Origin of the sequence: Desulfonema magnum, assembly GCF_017377395.1 — a bacterium.
Classification (GTDB): Bacteria; Desulfobacterota; Desulfobacteria; order Desulfobacterales; family 4be13; genus Desulfonema_C; species Desulfonema_C magnum.
This window is the reverse complement of sequence record NZ_CP061800.1, coordinates 13585-34682: the sequence shown is the minus strand read 5'-3', so window position 1 is coordinate 34682 and position 21098 is coordinate 13585. Positions and strand designations below refer to the sequence as shown.

Here is a 21098-nt window from a genome sequence, read left to right as displayed (position 1 = left end):
TTGTCCCTGACTTTCATCGTTCGTTGTGACCGGCAAGTCATGTCCGTTTATAAAAAAAAGGCCGAAACAGCATGTACGAAAATTTCTTTGGTTTCAAGGAAAGACCATTCCAACTTGTTCCGAATCCGGCTTATCTTTTTCTGAGCAAATGCCACGAGGAAGCGCTGGCTCACCTTAACTACGCAGTTTCCCAGGGAGACGGCTTTGTGGAAATCACAGGAGAGGTGGGCACAGGTAAGACAACCCTTTGCCGGGCCTTTTTGGAAAACCTGGCCCGGGACATAGAAGTCGCCTATATTTTCAATCCTAAGCTGAATTCCGTTCAGTTATTAAAAGCCATCAATGACGAACTCGGGGTCAGGTCCAATGCAAATAACACCAAAACGCTCATTGACAACCTGAATTTCTTTCTCATGGAAAAAAAAGCTGAGGGGAAAAAGGTTATCCTGGTCATTGACGAGGCCCAGAATCTCAGCAAAAAAGTTCTTGAACAACTGAGACTGCTTTCCAACCTGGAAACCACCACCAAAAAACTTTTGCAGATTATCCTGATCGGACAGCCTGAATTATCTGAAATCCTTGACTCTCGTGAACTCAGACAACTGGCCCAGCGCATAACCCTGAGTTATCATCTGGTTCCTCTGACTTTTAAGGAGACCAGGGAATATATTCGGCACCGTATCCGAATTGCCTCCCGAAAATCAGGCATCAAATTTAACCGGTCTGCCATCAGGGCAGTTTATAAATATTCAGCCGGTACTCCCAGATTAATCAATATCGCGTGTGATCGGGCGATCCTCACCGCTTACGGTCTGAACCAATGCAAAATCACGGGAAGCATTGCCAGGGTTTCCATCAGGGAACTTGCTACCAGAGGGGATATTAAACGCCGGAGTTTCCGGGAAAGAACAAAGCCGATTCTGATTTTCTCCGCATTATGCCTGATTTTGCTTGCTGCCATTCTGAGTTTTGACATCCGCGGTTTATTTAAGTCGGAACAAAGCAAAAAGCCGGTCAGTTCTCAATCCGAACCATCAGACATAAAAGCCTCCGTAAAGCCGAAGGCTGACAAAAAGCTGCCCGGTGAAAAGGAGACGGGTGAATTTGAATCTGCTGAGACACCTGTGAATCCCGATGAAAAGCTGACAGATGATTCAAATATCGCTGTATCAGAACCTCCCGGGGAAACCGCTCAGGTATTAGAGGAGTTTCTGGGGAGAATGGATGCCCGTTCCTCAAGGCATATGGCCCTTAAAGCGGCCGTGGAAATGTGGAATCACGATCCCATAATTAATCCGTATCTGGATGATATGAGTGATAATTCGGCATTTTTCCGGCTCGGGGCAAAGCAGAACGGTCTGCTGATTTATCATATCGAGGGAGATTTTGAACTGGTGAAAAAACTGAATCTTCCCGCTGTCCTTGAAATGAATTCCCCGGCAGGCGCGTCTCCGGGATATCTTACCCTCACCAAAGCCGATGACAGAACACTTACGCTCAGAGGTGGAAATGAGGAAGAAATTGTGGTGGAAGCAGAATCAAATGATGTGGAATTGTACTGGTCAGGCACGGCATATGTTCCATGGAAAAATTTTTTTGACTACTCGGGTTCCATCCCGCGTAACGCGCCGGAAGACTCTGTTATTACCCTGAAGATGATTTTGCAGGAAATCGGATTCAAAGACATTGAGGTTACACCTTTTTATGATGAAAAATCTCAGGAAGCAGTAGAAGAAATTCAGGAAAAACATGGCGTAAATGTTGACGGGGTCGTAGGCCCCCTGACAAAAATCATTCTTTATAATGAAATGGAGTCGTTAATAATACCACATTTAATTGAAAATTGAGAATTGAAAATTGAGAATTAAAACTTCTCTCTTCTCAATTCTCACTTCTCAATCAAAAAGGGGGACAGATGAGTTCCATATTAAAAGCCCTGAAAAGACTTGAAGGCAGAGATTCAAAGCAGGAGGCTGCTCATTCCTGGCCGCAAAAGACTGATACAAGAGAGGCCATCAATAAGCGTGTAAAAGGAGACTGGCTTTTGAGCAAACTCATTTCCATCCTGGTTATTGCGGTTATTGTGGTGGGTGGCGGGTGGTTTTTCTTAAAATACAAACCATTTTCTGCTGAAAAATATGATTCTGATAAAACGCAACTGACCAAGGAGGATATTGTTGCTTCGGATGAAAACAGAGCCAGGTTGCCTGCAACCATCAGAACCGAAACTGCGAAATCCGTAAGCCCTCGTGAGCAAACAGGTTCGGCCCCGATGTTGTCTCAGAAGAAAGCGACTGATCTGATAGATAATAAAAAATTTGAGCGCACACAGAAAAAAATACCTGCCCCTGTTCTGAAAACTAAAACCGAACCTGCAACCCCCCCGGATATTTCGAAAAAAAGTGACAGGGAAAAATCTGAACAAAAGCGGGACAGGCCATCTGAGCGGGTTACAAAAACAAAACGTATTTCCAAAAAGCCCGTAAGAATACCTAAAAAAGCTGAACTGGATATGCTTGAGGAGCAGCTTGCGCTTCTGAGAGATGTCGCGACCCCTGAACAGACTGCCACGCTGGATTTGATTAAGGAGGAGATTGATGTGTTGCGTGAGAAAGCAGAGTCCCGGGAATCTGACACGAACCACAGCGATTCGTCGAGACACGGGAATGCGCCCCCTGCTGATTCCAGATTAAAAATACAGGCCATTGTCTGGTCAAATACTCCGGAAGACCGGCTGGTAATGATAAATGATAAAATTGTCCAGACAGGTGAATCCATAGACGATATCACTGTCACTTACATCGGCAGCGATTATATTGTGGTTAAAGAAGGTAAGAAAGAATGGGAAGTGAAATTTAAATAGACCTGCCTCGCGTTATTCTCACCGACACTTTAATTTCCAAGAGTGAATATACCCACAAGGGACCTTCTCATCTTTAAGAAATTTTTCTGACAAAATCAGGAGTTCCCTGATTGAATAAAATCCTTTATCTTGCTAATTATTCCTTTAAGATAAGGACAAAGATCAAATAAATGCCTCAAATTGAACTTTGTCTGTTTCATTGTCCGAAATCTGACAGGGTTTAAAGATGAAATGCTTCGGACAAAGAGACGAACGGACAGAGGGATGTGTGTTGTCTTCATCTCTGATATTCATTCTTAATATTTTGAAAGGAGACAGAAAAATGATCATCAATGAGACAGATCTTTTTAAAGGAATAAGTTTTGAAATAATGGAGGAGATCGCCGATATTTCGTCGGAAGAGAGCCATGCCAAAGATACGGTTCTGTTTGAAAGAGGTGAGAAAGCTAACTGTCTGTATATTCTGGAGCAAGGCGTTGTTCATCTGGTAATAAAAAACGGGGGATCTCTTGTTTATACTCTGACAGAGCCAGGTGAGGTATTTGGCTGGTCAAGTATTGTCGAACCCGGTTTATATACTGCATCCGGAGTCTGTGCAGAGGATTCAAAAGTTGTGAAGATTGGAAAAGACAAACTGGACAGGCTGTTTGATCTTCATCCTGACGCGGGTCTTAAAGTCCTCAGACGCCTGGGAGGGGTATTCTCCAAAAGACTTTCAAATGCGTATCAGGACATTCTGTCCTCGGGAGGCCATGACACCGCTCCTTCTTATGGTTAAAATCAGTCTTTTTCTCATTCCCATGCTCCTGGATTATCGTTCCCACGCTCCCGCGTGGGAACATAAGTGCCTGCTCATAAATTTTCGGGCATAAGACCTCCGAGGTTTTCAAAACCTCGGAGGTTTTTTATATGACGCGCTCAAATAAAAAACTGCATCTTTTCCTCCCGTGCAAGCACATCAGAACTTTCCCAAAAGATCCGCAAACGGGTTATTAAAGGGCCTGTCCTTATCCTTTGCTTTTTGCTGTTTCTGCTTTGGCTTCGGCATCTTCTTCTTATTTTTAGCCTGGCTCTGTTTTTGTTCCCCCGGAACCGTTTTCATGGAAAGGGAAATTCGCTTTCTTTCGATATCCACATCAATCACTGTCACCGTGACCTTCTGCTGCACTTTGACCACGTCCCCGGGAGTTTTCACAAATCTGTCCGCGAGTTCGCTGATGTGAACCAGTCCGTCCTGATGCACGCCGATATCCACAAACGCTCCGAATGCCGTGACATTGGTCACGATCCCCGGAAGCTTCATACCGGGTCGCAGGTCCTGTATCTTTTCAACCCCTTCCTCAAACGCAAATTCCTCAAATTTCTCACGCGGGTCACGCCCGGGTTTTGCCAGTTCTTCAAGAATATCATTCAGGGTGGGGATGCCGACGGCATCAGTGACATACCTCGAAATATCTATTTTTTTCCTGAGTTCGGCCTCCTTCATCAGATCCGAAACTGTGCAGTCAAGGTCCTTAGCCATTAAATCCACGATATGATAACTTTCAGGATGCACCGCACTGGCATCTAAAAGATTCTCCCCTTGTCTGATTCTCAAAAAGCCCGCGCACTGTTCAAACGCTTTGGGACCGAGACGCTTTACATTTTTTAATCCCTTTCTGGAAGTGAACGGGCCGTTTTCATCCCGATACGCTACAATGTTTTTTGCCAGCTGAGGCCCCAGCCCGGACACATAAGTGAGCAACTGCGCGCTGGCCGTGTTGACATCCACGCCCACGCCATTGACGCAGCTCATGACAACATCATCCAATGACTGTTTTAAGGCAGTCTGGTCAACATCATGCTGATACTGACCCACACCAATGGATTTGGGATCTATTTTCACCAATTCCGATAACGGATCCATGAGCCGCCTTCCGATGGACACCGCCCCGCGGACCGTCAGGTCCAGATCAGGGAATTCCTCCCGTGCGACATCTGATGCAGAATACACAGACGCGCCGCTTTCATTGACCATGACCACCTGAATCTTTTTCATGTCTCCCCGGGCCGATAAAAGTATCTCTCTGACAAATGCTTCGGTTTCCCGACCCGCGGTGCCGTTTCCGATGGCAATGGCTTCCACATCAAATTCATGGCACAGTTTACTGACAAGAGATGCGGATTTTTCAGGCTGATGAAGATAAATCGTGTCATTGTGAAGGAATTTGCCCTGGCTGTCGAGACAGACAATTTTGCATCCGGTTCTGAATCCGGGATCAATCCCCATGACCCGTCTGGGACCCAGGGGCGATGCCAAAAGCAGTTGGCGGAGATTTTCCGTAAACACCCGGATGGCCTCGGAATCTGCCCTTTCCTTTGTGGCCAGGCGTATCTCTGTTTCCATGGACCGGGAAAGCAGGCGCTTGTAACAGTCATGAATTGCCGCTTCAACCTGCTTTGAATCCTCGGTCTCCCCTTTTATAAAAAGCGTTTTAAGAATCTCAACAGCGTCCTCTTCAGGCGGTGTGATACTGAGGTTCAGCATGTCCTCTTTTTCTCCCCTTCGCATGGCAAGTATTCTGTGAGACGGGGCAGTGGTAACAGACTCTTCCCAGTCAAAATAGTCCTTGTATTTCGCGCCCTCGGTTTCCATGTCGGAGACAACGCTGCTTTTAAAAGTCCCTTTTGAAGCAAACAGATCGCGCAGTCTGGCGCGGGCGTCTTCATTTTCGTTGACCATTTCCGCGATAATATCCCTCGCACCGGACAAGGCATCCTCAACCGAGTCAACGCCTTTTTCCGTATCAGCAAACAATACGCCTGCCTCATACGGATCCGCGCCGGTCTGTTCAAAAATAAGCAGCGCCAGCGGTTCAAGCCCCTTTTCCCTGGCAATGGTGGCCTTTGTGCGGCGTTTGGGTTTGTAAGGCAGATAAATATCCTCCAAAACCGCAAGTGTTTCCGCAGCCATGACCTTTTCTTGCAGCTCATCTGTGAGATGTCCGTGCTGTTCAAGGGATTTCAGAATGGCTTCCTTACGGCTGTCCAGTTCTCTGAGCTGGTTCAGTCTGTCCCGAACGGAAGTCACCGCAACTTCGTCAAGACTGCCCGTGGCTTCTTTTCTGTAGCGTGCGATAAACGGAATGGTTGCGCCTTCATCAAGAAGCGTTGCAACGGCCTGAATTTGAAATTCGTTCAAACCGAGTTCTTCAGCTATTATTGATATGTGTGTTTCGTTCATTGTTGCCTCTTGCTATATATTTTCTGTTTTTACCATGGAATACATCTCCTCGGCAATGAAAAGCCAATTTTTTTCAAAAGATTTGGCTGTTCATTATCAGGAAGGTGAAATATTTTTTCATGGCTGTTTATTCGGAAGCTTTTCCTGATGTCACGACGTGCCAAAATTAAGTCACACTTTGGCACGTTATGTTCAAAAGCGGGCAGGGGGTCGGAATCGTTAATCTTCAGATGGTTTAATTGCGTTTTTAAAGATAACTGTACAGACAGCCATAAGCATAAGAAACAGAAACAGGGTTGCGGATGTGATGCCAAATGATTTTGTTTTTACAGAATCATCACCGGCCGTTTCAATAAAGCACCCGCTTGAATCACCTCCGCCTTTTCTGACACCGGCATTAGCCGAAGATGATTTGTCACTGATGGTTATGGTGACCTCATCCGCGTTCCGGAGACCGTCATTATCTGTCACCGTGACCTGAAATTTCATCACCACCGGGCTGGTATCCGTCAGAGGGGCAACAAACGTGGGCCAGGCTGACTCAGGGTCGGAAAGTGTTACCGCAGGCCCCTCCGTCTGTGTCCAAAAATAAGACGTGACCGAGCCGCCATCCGTATCCCAGGAATTTGAACCGTCAAGCGTAACAGCAGTCCCTTGTTCGATGGTCCGGGAATATCCCGCGTCTGCCACCGGTGCGCCCTGCTGAATGCCGGAGCCAATATAAACCGCAATGTTATCCGTACTCTTCAGGCCGTTGTCGTCTGTCACTGTCAGTTCAAATATAAGCGTGACATCATCTTCCGCAGCCGGAGCCAGAAATGTCGGCTGCACGGATTCCGCATCCGAAAGTGTCACATTGGTTCCCGCAATTTGCTTCCAAGCGTAAGATGCTATTGTGCCGTCAGAATCATCGGACTCCGAAGCATCAAGCATCACCATGTCTCCCTCCTGAACGGTCTGAGAGTCTCCCGCATCTGCTATTGGCGGCTGGTTGTCACGAGAGATGACTGTCACCGTGACAGCATCCGTATCTTTCAGGCCGTGGTCATCTGTCACGGTGAGTTCGAATACAAGCGTCACATCGCTCGGACCGATATTCGGGGCGATAAATGTGGGCTGGCCTGAGGTCGCATCTGAAAGTGACACAGAAGCGCCCGGGGTCTGTTTCCAAAAATAAGATGCGATGATGCCATCTGTATCCCGCGAATTTGAGGCGTCAAGCATAACCGTGGCTCCTTCCTGAACAGTCCGGGAAGGGCCTGCATCTGCCATCGGAGGCAGGTTTTTATCATCCGTAACCGTCACAGTGACACTGTCCGTGCTTTTCAGGCCCCCGTCATCTGTCACGGTGAGTTCGAATACAAGCGTCACATCGCTCGGACCGATATTCGGGGCGATAAATGTGGGCTGGCCTGAGGTCGCATCTGAAAGTGACACAGAAGCGCCCGGGGTCTGTTTCCAAAAATAAGATGCGATGATGCCATCTGTATCCCTCGAATTTGAGGCGTCAAGCATAACCGTGGTCCCTTCCTGAACGGTCCGGGAAGGGCCTGCATCTGCCACCGGAGGCAGGTTTTTATCATCCGTAACCGTCACGGTGACACTGTCCGTGCTTTTCAGGCCCCCGTCATCTGTCACGGTGAGTTCGAATACAAGCGTCACATCGCTCGGACCGATATTCGGGGCGATAAATGTGGGCTGGCCTGAGGTCGCATCTGAAAGTGACACAGAAGCGCCCGGGGTCTGTTTCCAAAAATAAGATGCGATGATGCCATCTGTATCCCTCGAATTTGAGGCGTCAAGCATAACCGTGGTCCCTTCCTGAACGGTCCGGGAAGGGCCTGCATCTGCCACCGGAGGCAGGTTTTTATCATCCGTAACCGTCACGGTGACACTGTCCGTGCTTTTCAGGCCCCCGTCATCTGTCACGGTGAGTTCGAATACAAGCGTCACATCGCTCGGACCGATATTCGGGGCGATAAATGTGGGCTGGCCTGAGGTCGTATCTGAAAGTGACACAGAAGCGCCCGGGGTCTGTTTCCAAAAATAAGATGCGATGATGCCATCTGTATCCCTCGAATTTGAGGCGTCAAGCATAACCGTGGTCCCTTCCTGAACGGTCCGGGAAGGGCCTGCATCTGCCACCGGAGGCAGGTTTTTATCATCCGTAACCGTCACGGTGACGCTGTCCGTGTTCTTCAGGCCCTCATCGTCTGTCACTGTCAGCTCGAATAAAAGTGTCACACCCGCGCCCACATCCGGAGCGATAAATGTGGGCTGACCCGATGTCGCATCTGAAAGCGTTACCAACGTGCCTGAACGCTGTTTCCAGAGATAAGACGCGAGAACGCCGTCAGGATCATGAGAGTTTGAGGCATCAAGCATAACAAGGGTTTTCTCTTTGACGGTCTGGGGATTTCCCGCATCCGCGGCAGGTGCCTGATTTTCAGAAATTATAATATTTACTGTGACGCTGTCCGTATCTTGAAGCCCGTCATCGTCTGTCACGGTGAGGTCGAATATGAGGGAGGTATCGTTTACACCGCTATCCAGGACAACAAATGAGGGCATGCCTGATGTCGCATCTGAAAGCGTTACCAAAGCCCCTGAACGCTGTTTCCAGAAATAAGATGCCAGCACCCCGTCTGTATCTGAGGACCCTGATCCGTCTAACGTCACAGTATCCCCTTGTTTCGCGTTCTGATCCTGTCCTGCATCAGCCACAGGCGGATGATCTTCGTTTGTGATATTGATGTAAACCTCGTCCGTATCTGTTATTCCGCTTTTGTCTGTGACTTCCAGCACAAAGATAAGGGTCTCTCCGTTCATCGTTACAGGCGGAGCCGTAAACGTGGGCTGTGTCACGGTGATATTTGAGAGTGTTATCGAAGTTCCCCCGGTCTGACGCCACTCATAGGAGGCCACACCGTCATCCATATCATAAGACTCAGAACCGTTCAATGTCACAAGCGTCCCCTCAAGGGCTGTCTGGTTTTCCCCTGCATTAGCCACGGGCGGCCGGTTGCCCCATGTGATATTCACTGTCACCGAGTCTGTGTCTGTCATCCCTGCCCGGTCTGTCACTGTCAGTTCAAATGTAAGCCATTCACTGCTCAGACCCGTGTCCGGCACGGTGAACGTCGGTCGTGGCTCGGCAGCGTCTGAAAGCGTCACACGGGTGCCGTCAGTCTGAAGCCATTGGTAAGATATGATACCGTCATCCGCATCATATGAGCCTGAACCGTCCAAAGTTACGATTTCCTTCCCTTCTGTCCACTGATCCGGGCCTGCGTCCGCCATAGGGGGCTGGTTGACAAATACGACAGTCACTGTGACGCTATCCGTATCTGTCATTCCGCGTCTGTCCGTTACCGTGAGTTCAAATGTAAGCGATTCATTGCTCAGGCTGATATCCGGGGCGGGAAACATAGGCATTGCTAAAGAATCATTTGAAAGCATTACCGGGGTTCCCCAGGTCTGGTGCCAGAAATAGGACATGATTTCATCATTAAGGTCATAAGATTTTGAACCGTCCAATGTCACGGTATCTCCTTTGTTTACCTGCTGGTCCGGTCCGGCATCAGCCACAGGAGGATCGTTTTCTTTTACAACGTGTACTTCAACCTTGTCTGAATCTGACACATCATCATTATCTTTTACTTCCAAAGTAAATATAAATGTTTTACCTTCCCAGCCAACCTCAGGCGCGATAAAGGTCGGGCGGGCTGCTGTCGGGTCAGAAAGCTCCAATTCAGGTTCTCCGTCATCCTGAATCCATAAATAGGTTTCGATCTGACCGTCAGCATCCCAAGATGCCGAACCATCCAATCTCACCTCATTTTCTTCTGTCACGGTCTGATCCGGTCCCGCGTCCGCCACAGGAGGCTTTTTTCTGTATTCGATGGTCACTGTGACTTCATCGGTGTCCTCCTGCCCGCTCATATCTGTAACGGTCAGTTCAAACGTGACCATTTCACCATCCCGGCCAACCTCCGGGGCCTGGAACGAGGGCTGCATTGCTGTGGCATCGGAAAGCTCAATATGAATTCCTTCGCTGATCAGAGTCCAGTGGTAAGAAGCGATTCCGTCATCAGGGTCAGAAGAGGCTGATGCATCTAATGTGACGATAATCCCGGGGGTGATTGTCTGATCCCATCCCGCGTCAGCTAAGGGCCTATAATTTAGGGACGTGATATGAACAGTGACCTGATCCGTATCTGTTTCCCCTTCATTATCTGTCACTGTCAGCTCAAATTTAAGTTCTTCCCCCTCCGGATCCGCCCGGGTCGGGGCGACAAATGTTGGCTGCGGATCTGTCGCGCTGGAAAGTGTCACCGCGGTTCCGGAAATCTGCTCCCACTCATATGACACAATCCGGCCATCAGGGTCTTTTGAGTTTAAGCCGTCTAATGTGACGCTGTTTCCTACAAAAGTGGTCTGATCAGTCCCGGCATTGGCCTCGGGAGGCAGGTTTCCGCTGATGACACTGACCTTAACCTCATCCCTGTGTTCCAAACCGATATTATCTTTCACGATTAACTCGAATGTAAGCATTTCAGTTTCCTGGCTCACTTCTGGCGCGGTAAAAATCAGCTGCATTCCCGCGGTATCGGAAAGCATCACCGCTATTCCGTCAGTCTGATTCCACTCATATGAAACAATCCAGCCGCTGGCAGGGTCCTCGGAACCTGACCCGTCTAATGTGACAACGCTTTTCTCGGTTACGGTCTGATCCGGTCCTGCATTCGCCACAGGTGAAGGATTTACAACATTTACTGTGATATTATCTGTGTCTGTCAGACAGCCATTGTCTGTTACGGTCAGCTCAAATGTGAGTGCTTCCACTTCCGTGTCAAGTGCGGGAGCCGTAAATGTGGGAGTGGCTGATGTGTCATTGGAAAGGAGTACCTCGGTTCCGAAAATTTGCCTCCAGCTGTAAAATGTTATTTCACCATCAGGATCAGAGGATGCTGATCCGTTCAGTGCCACCATGCTGCCTTCATTTACAGTCTGGTCCGGCCCCGCGTCAGCAAAAGGCATTTCATTTGCTGTGAGATCAATTTGTGTTTCAGAACCGCTGTCTCCTACAATAATTTCTCCGTTAAAGGGCGAAATGACGGTCAGTTCGGTGTCATCTTTATACACATGTATCACAGCCATATCTCCTGGTATGGCTCCCCCGGGCCGATAAGTTTCCTCATAGACGGGAATACTTATCCAATACAAATCAGAGGGACTGAGACGATCTGTATCCTCTGCCGGCGGGGAAAAAGCTGTGCCATCGGACCGGGTCACAGTGAAAATATAGCCCATATCGTTTTTGTGGGTTATCTGTGTCTCATTTATCCTCAGTGTGCCACTGATTTTAGCAGGTTCAGGTATCTGAGCCAGGGCTGCTGATAAGCAAAAAAACAGAGAAAATATGAGTGTTGTGATAAAACATTTGTTAAGCATAAATTAACCTTTTTTTTCTTCCTTTCCATATACTGCTTTTGTTTTACTTTAACAGAGCGAACTTTAGCAGTATCAGTTTTTGATTACCTTTTCATAAATGCCCGCAGACACTTAATTTTAAATTATAGACACAAATTTTAGGAGATTGCAATATTGATTTGAATATGGGGCGGGAGATTTGTGATTATATATTTAAATTAAAATTAAATCAGAAGGTTATTTTAAAAATGCTATTTCTGATGACATACTGAGTCCGGGCTTTATTCCCCGGCCTGGGCGCGGGAGAGTGCGGGAATAAAATGAGGCAGGAATATGGAACTAAGGGAACTCCAAATAAATAACATACCCGATTCAAAAAAGCGTAGGGTGGGTGAAGCGAAGCGGAACCCACCGTTTCCAGGCTGCCCGGTGGGTTCCGCTTCGCTGCACCCACCCTACGTTCCTTATTCCCCGCGCTTTGGTGTGGGAGAGTGCGGGAACAAAATCAAATCTCCTTATCCGTGTGTGATCAGAGTGTTATCTCGTTCCCATACGTCGGCGTGGAAATAAAATGAGGCATGAATATGCGAATAAGAAGGACGATATTCATTAATCGGTTGAAGTCTTTTTGCTGTCATAAGCGGCTGCCCGTGGTAAATTAACCTGTCTGAGCAGTGCCATACGCTGCTGCTTTAATATATGATCATCCGGCCTGGCATCAATCAGTTGTGACAGGCTTTCAATGGAATCGTACCAGTATCCCTCCTCTGCATACACATAATGTAATTTATCTTTTGGCGTATTCGCCAGACGAGCTGACAACTCATTTGAAAGTTCAGCCATGCGTATGGTGGCGCTTGCCAGAAAGTCGGCAGACCGTTCTTCCGGAACAGGCACGATAACCAAAAACCATTCATATTCACCCCCTGGTTTCAGCGTGACATTATGATCTGCAAGATTTATCTGATATATTCCCTCCTTGTCCGGCCCGTCAATATTCATTTTTAACACGGATTCCACTGCTCCCGCTTCATTCAGTGTAAATTCGATCTTACCCGGCCAGGGGTCTGAGATGTACCAGGACAGAACCGGCTGATTTTTAAATGTAAGCCCGGTGCGTTCCGGTGCAAGCGGTGCCATCCGCTTTGGCATGGAAGCTGATACGGCATTTTCCTCAGTTTTGGGATTTGTTTCACGGGGTTCTTTTCCAGAGAGACTGCGGATAAGTTCACGGCTCTCTTCATCTGTGAGTTCATGGGTGATGCGACTTTCTCCCCGGGTGTAGCCACGAGTATAACCGCGGGTGTAGCCACGAGTAGGTCCTCGGGTGTAACCACGCGTATAACCACGAGTAGGTCCTCGGGTATAGCCGCGGGTATAACCGCGAGTGTAACCACGGGTGTAGCCGCGAGTGTAGCCGCGAGTAGGTCCGCGGGTATAGCCACGGGTATAACCGCGGGTATAACCGCGGGTATAACCGCGAGTGTAACCGCGAGTGTAACCGCGAGTGTAACCGCGAGTATAGCCACGGCTTGTTCCCCCGCTGTCCCCGCCTTCTCTTCTTCGTATTTCCGCATCTTTTACAGGCGGATTATAGACCGGCATATCGTCTGGATTGGAAAAAGCCTGTGCCACGTTCTGCGTAAAAGCAAATGCCGGTGATGACAAATAAGGTGTCAGAAATAAGTATGAAACAAACAGCAGACCTATAAAAATTAATTCAGAGTTATTTTTTGAAAATTTTTGAGATTTCATAATGACCTCCTTTGTTATCAGTTATCAGCCATCAGTTATCTGTTTCAGTCATCAGCCAACACCAGGCATAACTGACTACGGATGACTGACAAGTGATCGCTGACTACAGCCAGTTACCTATCAGTAAAAATGGTGCCCAGTATGCCGGATGCCAATAGCGCAACTGGGAAATCAGTTTTTTCTGTGAATTCTGGAGGGCTTTTGCTTTGGACATGCCGGGCTTTCTGATCTGCCGGTAAAATTCTCTGACTGCCAGGGATGTGGCCTCATCATCTACAAACCACAGCGTGGCAATGGCACTTCTTACACCGGCTTTGACAGCCACACCTGCAAGCCCCAGTGCGGCGCGTTCATTGCCCATGGCAGTCTGACACGCGCTCAGGGTCAGCAGTTCCACCTGTTGCTCACGAAATCTGCCGATGCTGATAAGCTGTTCAAGGCGGTTCATGGTGAGCTTGTCATCGTAAGTCAGCAGAAAGCTTTCTTCCGGAGTCCCGCCAAATACGCCATGTGTGGCCAGATGCACAACCGCGTATTCCTGATTTTTGAACTGCTCGGTCAGATTATCAATGGTATATTCTTTGTCCTGTAACACGATCTTTCCTCCCATAATTTCACGGATATCTGATAATTCAGCCGTGACACTGGGAAGCGGGGAAAAATCCTGAACCCCTTCGGAAACACCGCTGAGAAGAATTTTAATTTCTTCTGATTTAAGCGGTTTGGGATCGGTGAGACTGATGGCAGGTATCAGCCCCATGGCGTATTTTTCCACTAAAAAGCGGTTCCCGTCGTGCAGCGTGGAAAATGGTATGGTACGAAGCGCGCCGTCCGGAGCGACCACCAGGGTATCAACTTCCCGGGCCGCCAATTCGGATTCAATGGGACGTATCAGCCAGTCATAGAGTTGCTGTGACTCATATAAAAACGTATTGCTGGGCCGGGTCTGCAATTTCAGGCGAAACTGTCTTACTGTTTCTTTGATATTTTTATAACCGGCCGGAACAGTCATCTGCTTCATGCCATCCGGCAGTGTGAGTAATAACACCAGCTTGTCCGGCAACGTGATGGGATAAAGCACGGCTGTATGAGGCGGTGTGTGATTCACAGTGGTGACTTTCTTTTTCATGGCGGTCACACATTCATCCTCAAAAAAATCCTGGAGTTCCGCGGTTTTTAAAAGCTCCATGGTATCCCTGGCCTGCCTGAGTTTTTTTTCCCGGGACGCTTTATCCGGCATGGATTCAGCCTGCTCCAGAAGCAGCGCTGCAAGTCCCAGATAGACGGGCTTTATGTTTTCATCGAAAGTGTTCTGACGATGACGGTATCCGCTGAAGAGTTCCCGGCGGATCGGGTTGAGCGTGGAGATTGCATCGCCATAAACTTTAATGGCCTCCTCAGTATCTCCTCCGGCTTTGAGCAGTCTTCCCAACTGCCATTGCCAGAGATACAGAATTTGAGGGAAATCTCCTTCCTGTGCGAAGAATATTGCGCGCCGGGTCAGTTTTATCGCGTCCGGATAACGGCCTTCGTCTTCATATAATTTCCCCATATATCCGCAAGCATAAGAAAGGGTTCGGATGTCCTGCAAATCTGCGGCAATTCGTTTCGCGTCGTTTAATGCCCGCCACGCGGTCTGTGAGAGAAGGGAAGCAACGGAGCTGTCAGGCTGGGTAAGAGATGCTCTGATTTTTTGAATAGTCAGGTTTAAGGAGATCATATCCCAGGCTTTGTTATGGGAATCATCCAGTTTTCCGATTTCTGTCAACGCATAATCCAGTGATGCGGCTGTTTCCTCATACCTGCCGCTTAAAAATGTCACATAGACCACGTTGGTTAATATCTTTGATTTCAGTTCCGCGCCGTTTTTTAATGAATTTGCAGACTCAAGGCTCTCATCATATATGGCCAGAGCCTGATCATAGTCCCCGAATACCACAAGCATATTTCCGATGTTTATCAGGGCAACGGCCAGAACATGAGGATTTTCAGCGGAACGGGCCTCATCCAGTCCTTTTTCCAGATATTTTATGGCTTCCGGAATATTTCCCAGCGTGAGATAAAGATCGCCAAAGCTGGTGAAAAACATGGCCCTGCGGGGCTTTTCATTACTTTTTTCAGCAACAGGCAATGCCTGTTGAAAGATGTTCAATGCCTTCTGATGATACCCGCTCCCCTGGTAAGCGCCGGCCAGATGCACGGCCGTATCCGTATAGATGCCGCTGTCCTTTTCCGTGTCCAAAAGAGATAAAGCCTGTTTCCAGGCCAGGGCAGCACGTTTAAAATCACCTTTTTTATTAAATGCCTTGCCTTTGGCAATCAGTTGTGCAGGCATACTGATTTCCTGCGTTGCAACGGTATTTGCCCATGCAATGCTGCTTTCAAAGACACAGACAAAGGCAAAGTAAATAGTGAGTAAAAGGATGAGTGAAAAGCGTTTTTTATTCATTTTTTTCTCCTTGCTGCATTGTTCAGACCAGATTTTCGAGGTTTCCAAAATTTCTGGAATTTTATTATAAGTCAATCTTCACAATAGTTCGGACAGTTTTTGGAAATTAAGTACCTAACCATAAGTTTTCAATATCTGTCCGGGAAAGAAACCCGGCTTTTTTCCCGGAATGATCCGCCTCCGGTGAAGGAAAAAGCCGGGTTTCTCCGCCATTCACAGAAAAAAAGATGTATAAGAAACTTTTGATCGGGTACTTAAGAATATTCAAAAATTTAACCTTTTGAAATTATAGATATAAAATATCCAAACTCAATAAAAATAATATGTTATAAAAATTGCCCGAAATATTGTCTTCAGCAATCTGGTCATTATTCCTGACCGTTTTAATAAAAAATAACACTTTAATGATTTGATTACAAGGGGAAATCTGCCAGATTATTTGGCATCCTTACATAAAAGCTGAAAAATGCCTTGCACTCTTTCCAACCTATAAAAAAATGCAAAATTGTTCCTCAGTAAAGTTTAAACTCAGCAGGGTTTGATCTGCCGGGATAATGGTAAAAATCCACGAATCCCTGTCATACAAATCCCTGCAGAGCAAAAAAACCGTCATCCGGACAAGGCTTCCAGCACGGCAGGCAGAGCCGTGCTGCAGGCCTCTTTCATAAAATACCCCTTGGTGCTGCTTAACGCCATATTTGAGAAAGGATTTTCTTGAATATTAACATCAACAATGATACCCTCACGTCTGTAAACTTCCCATGCCACCTGATTGGGCAAATTGGTGGCTCCGGAGGTTCCCGCGACGATCAGCAGGGCTGTTTTTTGGGCTGCTTTCAGCGAACTGGAATAATGATAAAAATGTTCGTTATAGGTCTCATCGAACCACAACACATGGGGGCGGGTCCGTTTTCCGCAGTTGGGGCATGTGAGTAATTTTCGGTCTGTTTCCGTGAGTTCCTCACCCTTTGCTTTCCCTGACACCTCTTCGGGAATGGGGAACACATCATCGGAACATTCATGGGAACAGCGCATATAATTAATATTCCCATGAATCTGGAAGGTGTTTTCCAACGAGTTTCCTGCTCGCAAATGCAGGCCATCCACATTCTGAGTGATCAGCGTGAAATGGTCTTTGAAACGATTTTCCATTTCAACCAGGGCGAGATGTCCCGGGTTCGGTTCGGCGCTTTGACATATCCCCAGGCGATACAAATACCATTTCCAGATCTCGTCAGGGTTCTGCATAAACATGCTGTAGGTTGCCATTTCCTGGGGATGATATTCTTTTGAACCGACACTCCAATATCCCTCAGGGCCTCGGAAAGTGGGGATGCCGCTTTCAGCGGAAATTCCCGCGCCTGTTAATACAGTGATATGTCCGGAATTTCGGACAACATCTCTTAAAAGAGTTTTAATATCCTGATTCATTGGATTTTTTCTCCGATAATGGTAGATTCTGTGAATTGTCTGAAGTTTGATTAAATTGTCTGAAGTTTGATTAAAGGATTAAAAGATTGATGTCACTCTTTTTAAATATGGCTTTTAACCATGCAATTCTGATCCAGGATCACAACTCATGCCAATCCTTAAATCCTTTAATCAGGGTTCAGACAGCTAACCAGAGTTCAGGCGGTCCGACCTGGCTCCGATTTGGGTTACATTCAAAATATTATGCTTTAATTATCTAAAACAAAAGAAAGTAACAAGATGAATTTAACGAAAAACCGAATTCCTGACAACATCAGAAAAATACATCTGATTGCAATATGCGGCACAGCAATGGGGGCACTCGCCGCCATGCTCAAAGACATGGGGTTTGAAGTCACCGGGTCTGATCACGGGGTTTATCCGCCCATGAGTGATTTTCTCGCGTCCAAAGGCATTGAAGTGGCTGACGGCTTTAATGAAAAAAATATTGCCTACGGCCCGGACCTTGTGATTGTGGGGAACGCGGTGACAAAAAATAATCCCGAAGCAAGGGAAATGTTTAAAATGGGGCTTCATTTCTGTTCCATGCCCCAGGCCGTCAACCGATTTCTTGCAGATGGTAAAAAAGCAATTCTGGCAACAGGAACCCACGGCAAGACAACCACATCGTCCGTTCTGGCATGGATGCTTTATGAAGCCGGTCTGGATCCTTCCTTTATGATCGGCGGGATTTTAAAAGACTTTGACAGCAATTACCGACTTGGAAAAGGGGATGTTATCGTCATTGAAGGGGATGAATATGATACTGCTTTTTTTGACAAAGGCCCCAAATTTCTGCATTATGATCCGTTCATGACGGTGCTTACAAGTGTTGAATTTGACCATGCGGATATCTTTCGTGACCTTGATCATGTGAAAAACGCTTTTGACACATTCATCTCCGGCCTTTCTCCCACAAGCACGCTGCTGGCTTTTAACGGTGATGACAATGTGAGCGATCTGGTCAGAGACAGGAAATGCCGTGTTGTAACATATGGCAGGGACGCAAATTCACTCTGGCAGATCGGTGAAATTTCCATCAGCCCGCCGTGGAACTGTTTTGAGGTGTTAAAACAGGGAAAGCATTTCAGCGAGTTCAGAACAACGCTTGTGGGGGAATACAATCTGTTAAACGCATTGTCAGCCATCGCCATTGCCGACAGCCTGAAGATACCGGCCCGGGTCATTGGAAAATCTCTGGAAACTTTTCAGGGCATAAAAAGGCGGCAGGAAGTGCGGGGGCAGAAACATGGCATCACGGTGATAGATGATTTTGCCCATCATCCCACGGCTGTTCAGGAAACCATCCGGGCTGTGAAACCGTTCTACCCGGAGGGTCGCCTTATTGCCGTATTCGAACCCCGGACCAATTCCAGTATGCGGAAAGTCTTTCAGGATGTTTATCCGCTTTCATTTGATGACGCGGATATGATTTGCATCCGACACCCCTCCCTGCTGAATAAAATTCCGGCGGATGAACGTTTTTCATCTGAAAAACTGGTGGATGACCTGAAAAATCGCGGGAAGGACGCACACCATTTTCCTGATACGGAATTGATTATTGACTTCCTGGTCAGAGAGGCGACATCCGGTGATGTGATTCTGATTATGTCAAACGGCGGGTTTGATAATATTCACGAAAGAGTGCTGAAAAGAATTGAGAATTGAGAATTGGGAGGTTTGTGACTCTCAGTTCTTACTCTTGGTTTTCAGTTTTATAATTTTATATAATTCAATGATCAGGTTTTTCCCGGGTGGCTGAATTTACAGACAATTTTCAGACAGTGTGGTGATTTCCCGGTACTTTCCGCTACAGAGATTTTATATAAGAAAAGGATTTGTGTAATACCAATTCACTATTGAAATCAAGTATTGAAAAAGTACAATTATCTGCAACAGAACAAAATAAAGCTTTTGTATAGTATGATTTCAAAACTCAAACGGTATAATTCCTTTACCATAAAAATACTTTCTGATACCCGGGTTTTTTATCTGTTTTCACTGAAAATATTTTCATAACCGGGGGAAAAACCGGCTTTTTCATGAGCGTTTCTTATATAACATCTTTGTATTACACGACCAAATAAATTTTAAGGGATAAAGACCTCCGAGGTTTTCAAAACCTCGGAGGTCTGACATTCGGCTCACCCCTCGGAGCTTATCTGATCGGACAGTGGCAAAGGCGGCTTCAGCTAGTCGAAAAAGCTATAAAAAAATTTTGTTTCCTGCATATTTCTATCTGTAACAGTTCGAAGTTTCAGCACATATTTCTTCCTGCTTGACAAACAAAGGAATTCGTTATATTTTATCATGTTGAACTTTGCTGACAATATCATGCACTAAAGCTTGCCTGAGACAGCAATATGATCACAGTATCTGATCCGTTTTTATACGCGCTTTCCCTGGTTATCTGTATTCAGAACTTAATTCTTACACATTATTTCTCTCTCATTTTTCAGTCTTCCGGAAACTTATGAGAATAATCCTGGAATTTATTGCCGTGCCACAGAGTGAACAAAATCACCATGTTCAATCCCGCGGGGATTTGTAAAAACAGGTGTCACTGAAACGCCCGGGGATTTTCGGATATTCTCTGACAGGACAAAGCTTACCGTGAAAACACTTGACGCTTATATTACAATTGGAATAAAATAAAAATTAGGTATAATTATATTTTATTTCGTCCGGAAGAGATGATCTCGGAACCGTCTCGTAATTGATATTAATATGTGTGAGAACCGTTTTTTAAACTGCTTTTACATAAATAATTCAAAAAATTAATGGATGAAAACATGTTATTTGTACGCAGAACAGATTCGGATATACAGAAGGAAGATATGTCCGGATTAAAGGAACTGGGCAAAGGGATGAACATTTATGTCAGTCTGACTCTTGTGGGCGCTGTGGCTGTGGGGCTTTCAACATATTTGCCCTTTCAAATAGCGGATCATTTTGTGTCTTTTATTTCAACGGTTATTTCTACGATTCTTTCCCTGCTTATTACATTTCTGATTACAAAGAAATGGATGGAAAACGAATATGAAATGCAGATTAATGAGCTGACTGAAAAATATGAAAGCAAAATCCACGGACTGAAAAAAGAACATGACACAACAACCCTTGAGAAGACCATTCGGGACGGCACACAGACGCTTATTAAAAATGCTCTGGACTATTTCAAACTTGAAAACATTAAAAATGAGACAGGGAATTCCGCTGCAATTGCAAATTTGCAGCTCGACAAATACGGTCAGATCATAGAACTTCTGGCTGATTTTTCTCTGATACTTCCGGATGTCAAAGAGAACCAGGAAATTGTTCAGCAGGAAATAAATCACCAGATAGCAATATATCAGATAGATGAAAGACCGTTTGCAATGTTTCTGAAAAGGATAATGGATAAGTATCTGGTAACTCTCAGTAAAAAAATACGGGAAAAAGTTGGCCAGGAATCCCTCGGACTGATGAAGACATGCCCCCGATGTGCGGAACGGGTTTTGCTGGATGCCAATGTATGCAAACATTGCAGCTATGAGTTCAAGGCCCTGTCCAAGACACCTGTGCATAGCACCATTGCTTTGGACCGGGTTGAAAAAGGGAAAAATTTATATCGTGCGGGGGATTATAAGCAGGCCATCAGTGTACTCAGCAGTGCCATTGATTTAAGGCCGGATTATGCTGCCGCTTATTACACCCGGGCGATTGTTTATCACAAAATTGGTGATGCCAAACAGGCGGAGAATGATCTGAAGGAAGCATCCTATCTGGGACATCAAAAAGCAAAAGAATTTCTGAGTTTAAATTTAAATGGAAGGGACATGAAGAAAATAAAACCGCCCAAGTACAGGATGTAATGTCCCGTATCAGCCTCATCCGTTAATAATCACAAAGCAACAGTCTCAAAA

The 21098-nt window shown here is 46.4% G+C and carries 10 protein-coding genes; 5 read left to right on the top strand and 5 right to left on the bottom strand.

The features are described from left to right. Nucleotides 1–71: 71 nt before the first annotated feature. From dnm_RS00120 to dnm_RS00110, 3 genes are all read left to right on the top strand, one after another. Nucleotides 72–1847 carry an ExeA family protein gene (locus dnm_RS00120; protein WP_207680690.1) on the top strand — a complete coding sequence of 592 codons (1776 nt, stop codon included), beginning with the start codon at nucleotides 72–74 and terminating at the stop codon, nucleotides 1845–1847. A gap of 68 nt (nucleotides 1848–1915) precedes the next feature. Continuing rightward, nucleotides 1916–2863: a hypothetical protein gene (locus dnm_RS00115; RefSeq protein WP_207680689.1), complete on the top strand. Its 948-nt coding sequence runs from the start codon at nucleotides 1916–1918 to the stop codon at nucleotides 2861–2863. A 322-nt stretch (nucleotides 2864–3185) separates the two neighbouring features. Next, nucleotides 3186–3641, top strand: coding sequence for a Crp/Fnr family transcriptional regulator (locus dnm_RS00110; RefSeq protein ID WP_207680688.1), 456 nt, complete (start codon nucleotides 3186–3188; stop codon nucleotides 3639–3641). Nucleotides 3642–3821: 180 nt separating this feature from the next. Here the strand turns inward: dnm_RS00110 and dnm_RS00105 are convergent, their stop codons facing one another. The 5 genes from dnm_RS00105 to dnm_RS00085 form a co-directional block, all read right to left on the bottom strand. Continuing rightward, nucleotides 3822–6086, bottom strand: a complete 2265-nt coding sequence (locus dnm_RS00105) for a Tex family protein (protein ID WP_207680687.1) — start codon at nucleotides 6084–6086, stop codon at nucleotides 3822–3824. Between the two features lie 219 nt (nucleotides 6087–6305). Next, a complete protein-coding gene (locus dnm_RS00100; protein ID WP_207680686.1) occupies nucleotides 6306–11540 on the bottom strand; it encodes a PKD domain-containing protein in 5235 nt (1744 codons plus the stop codon). Nucleotides 11541–12128: 588 nt separating this feature from the next. Next, nucleotides 12129–13274, bottom strand: coding sequence for a DUF928 domain-containing protein (locus tag dnm_RS00095; protein ID WP_207680685.1), 1146 nt, complete (start codon nucleotides 13272–13274; stop codon nucleotides 12129–12131). A gap of 103 nt (nucleotides 13275–13377) precedes the next feature. Next, the gene (locus dnm_RS00090; protein WP_207680684.1) at nucleotides 13378–15723 is read right to left on the bottom strand and encodes a CHAT domain-containing protein; all 2346 of its coding nucleotides are present in this window, start codon (nucleotides 15721–15723) and stop codon (nucleotides 13378–13380) included. 609 nt (nucleotides 15724–16332) lie between these two features. Beyond that, a complete protein-coding gene (locus dnm_RS00085) occupies nucleotides 16333–17154 on the bottom strand; it encodes an SIR2 family NAD-dependent protein deacylase (protein WP_207680683.1) in 822 nt (273 codons plus the stop codon). A 279-nt stretch (nucleotides 17155–17433) separates the two neighbouring features. On the opposite strand from dnm_RS00085, the gene dnm_RS00080 reads away from it, so the two are divergent. Both dnm_RS00080 and dnm_RS00075 read left to right on the top strand, forming a co-directional pair. Next, nucleotides 17434–18861 carry a UDP-N-acetylmuramate--L-alanine ligase gene (locus dnm_RS00080; protein ID WP_207680682.1) on the top strand — a complete coding sequence of 476 codons (1428 nt, stop codon included), beginning with the start codon at nucleotides 17434–17436 and terminating at the stop codon, nucleotides 18859–18861. 1124 nt (nucleotides 18862–19985) lie between these two features. Beyond that, nucleotides 19986–21047, top strand: coding sequence for a tetratricopeptide repeat protein (locus dnm_RS00075; RefSeq protein ID WP_207680681.1), 1062 nt, complete (start codon nucleotides 19986–19988; stop codon nucleotides 21045–21047). Nucleotides 21048–21098 lie beyond the last annotated feature (51 nt).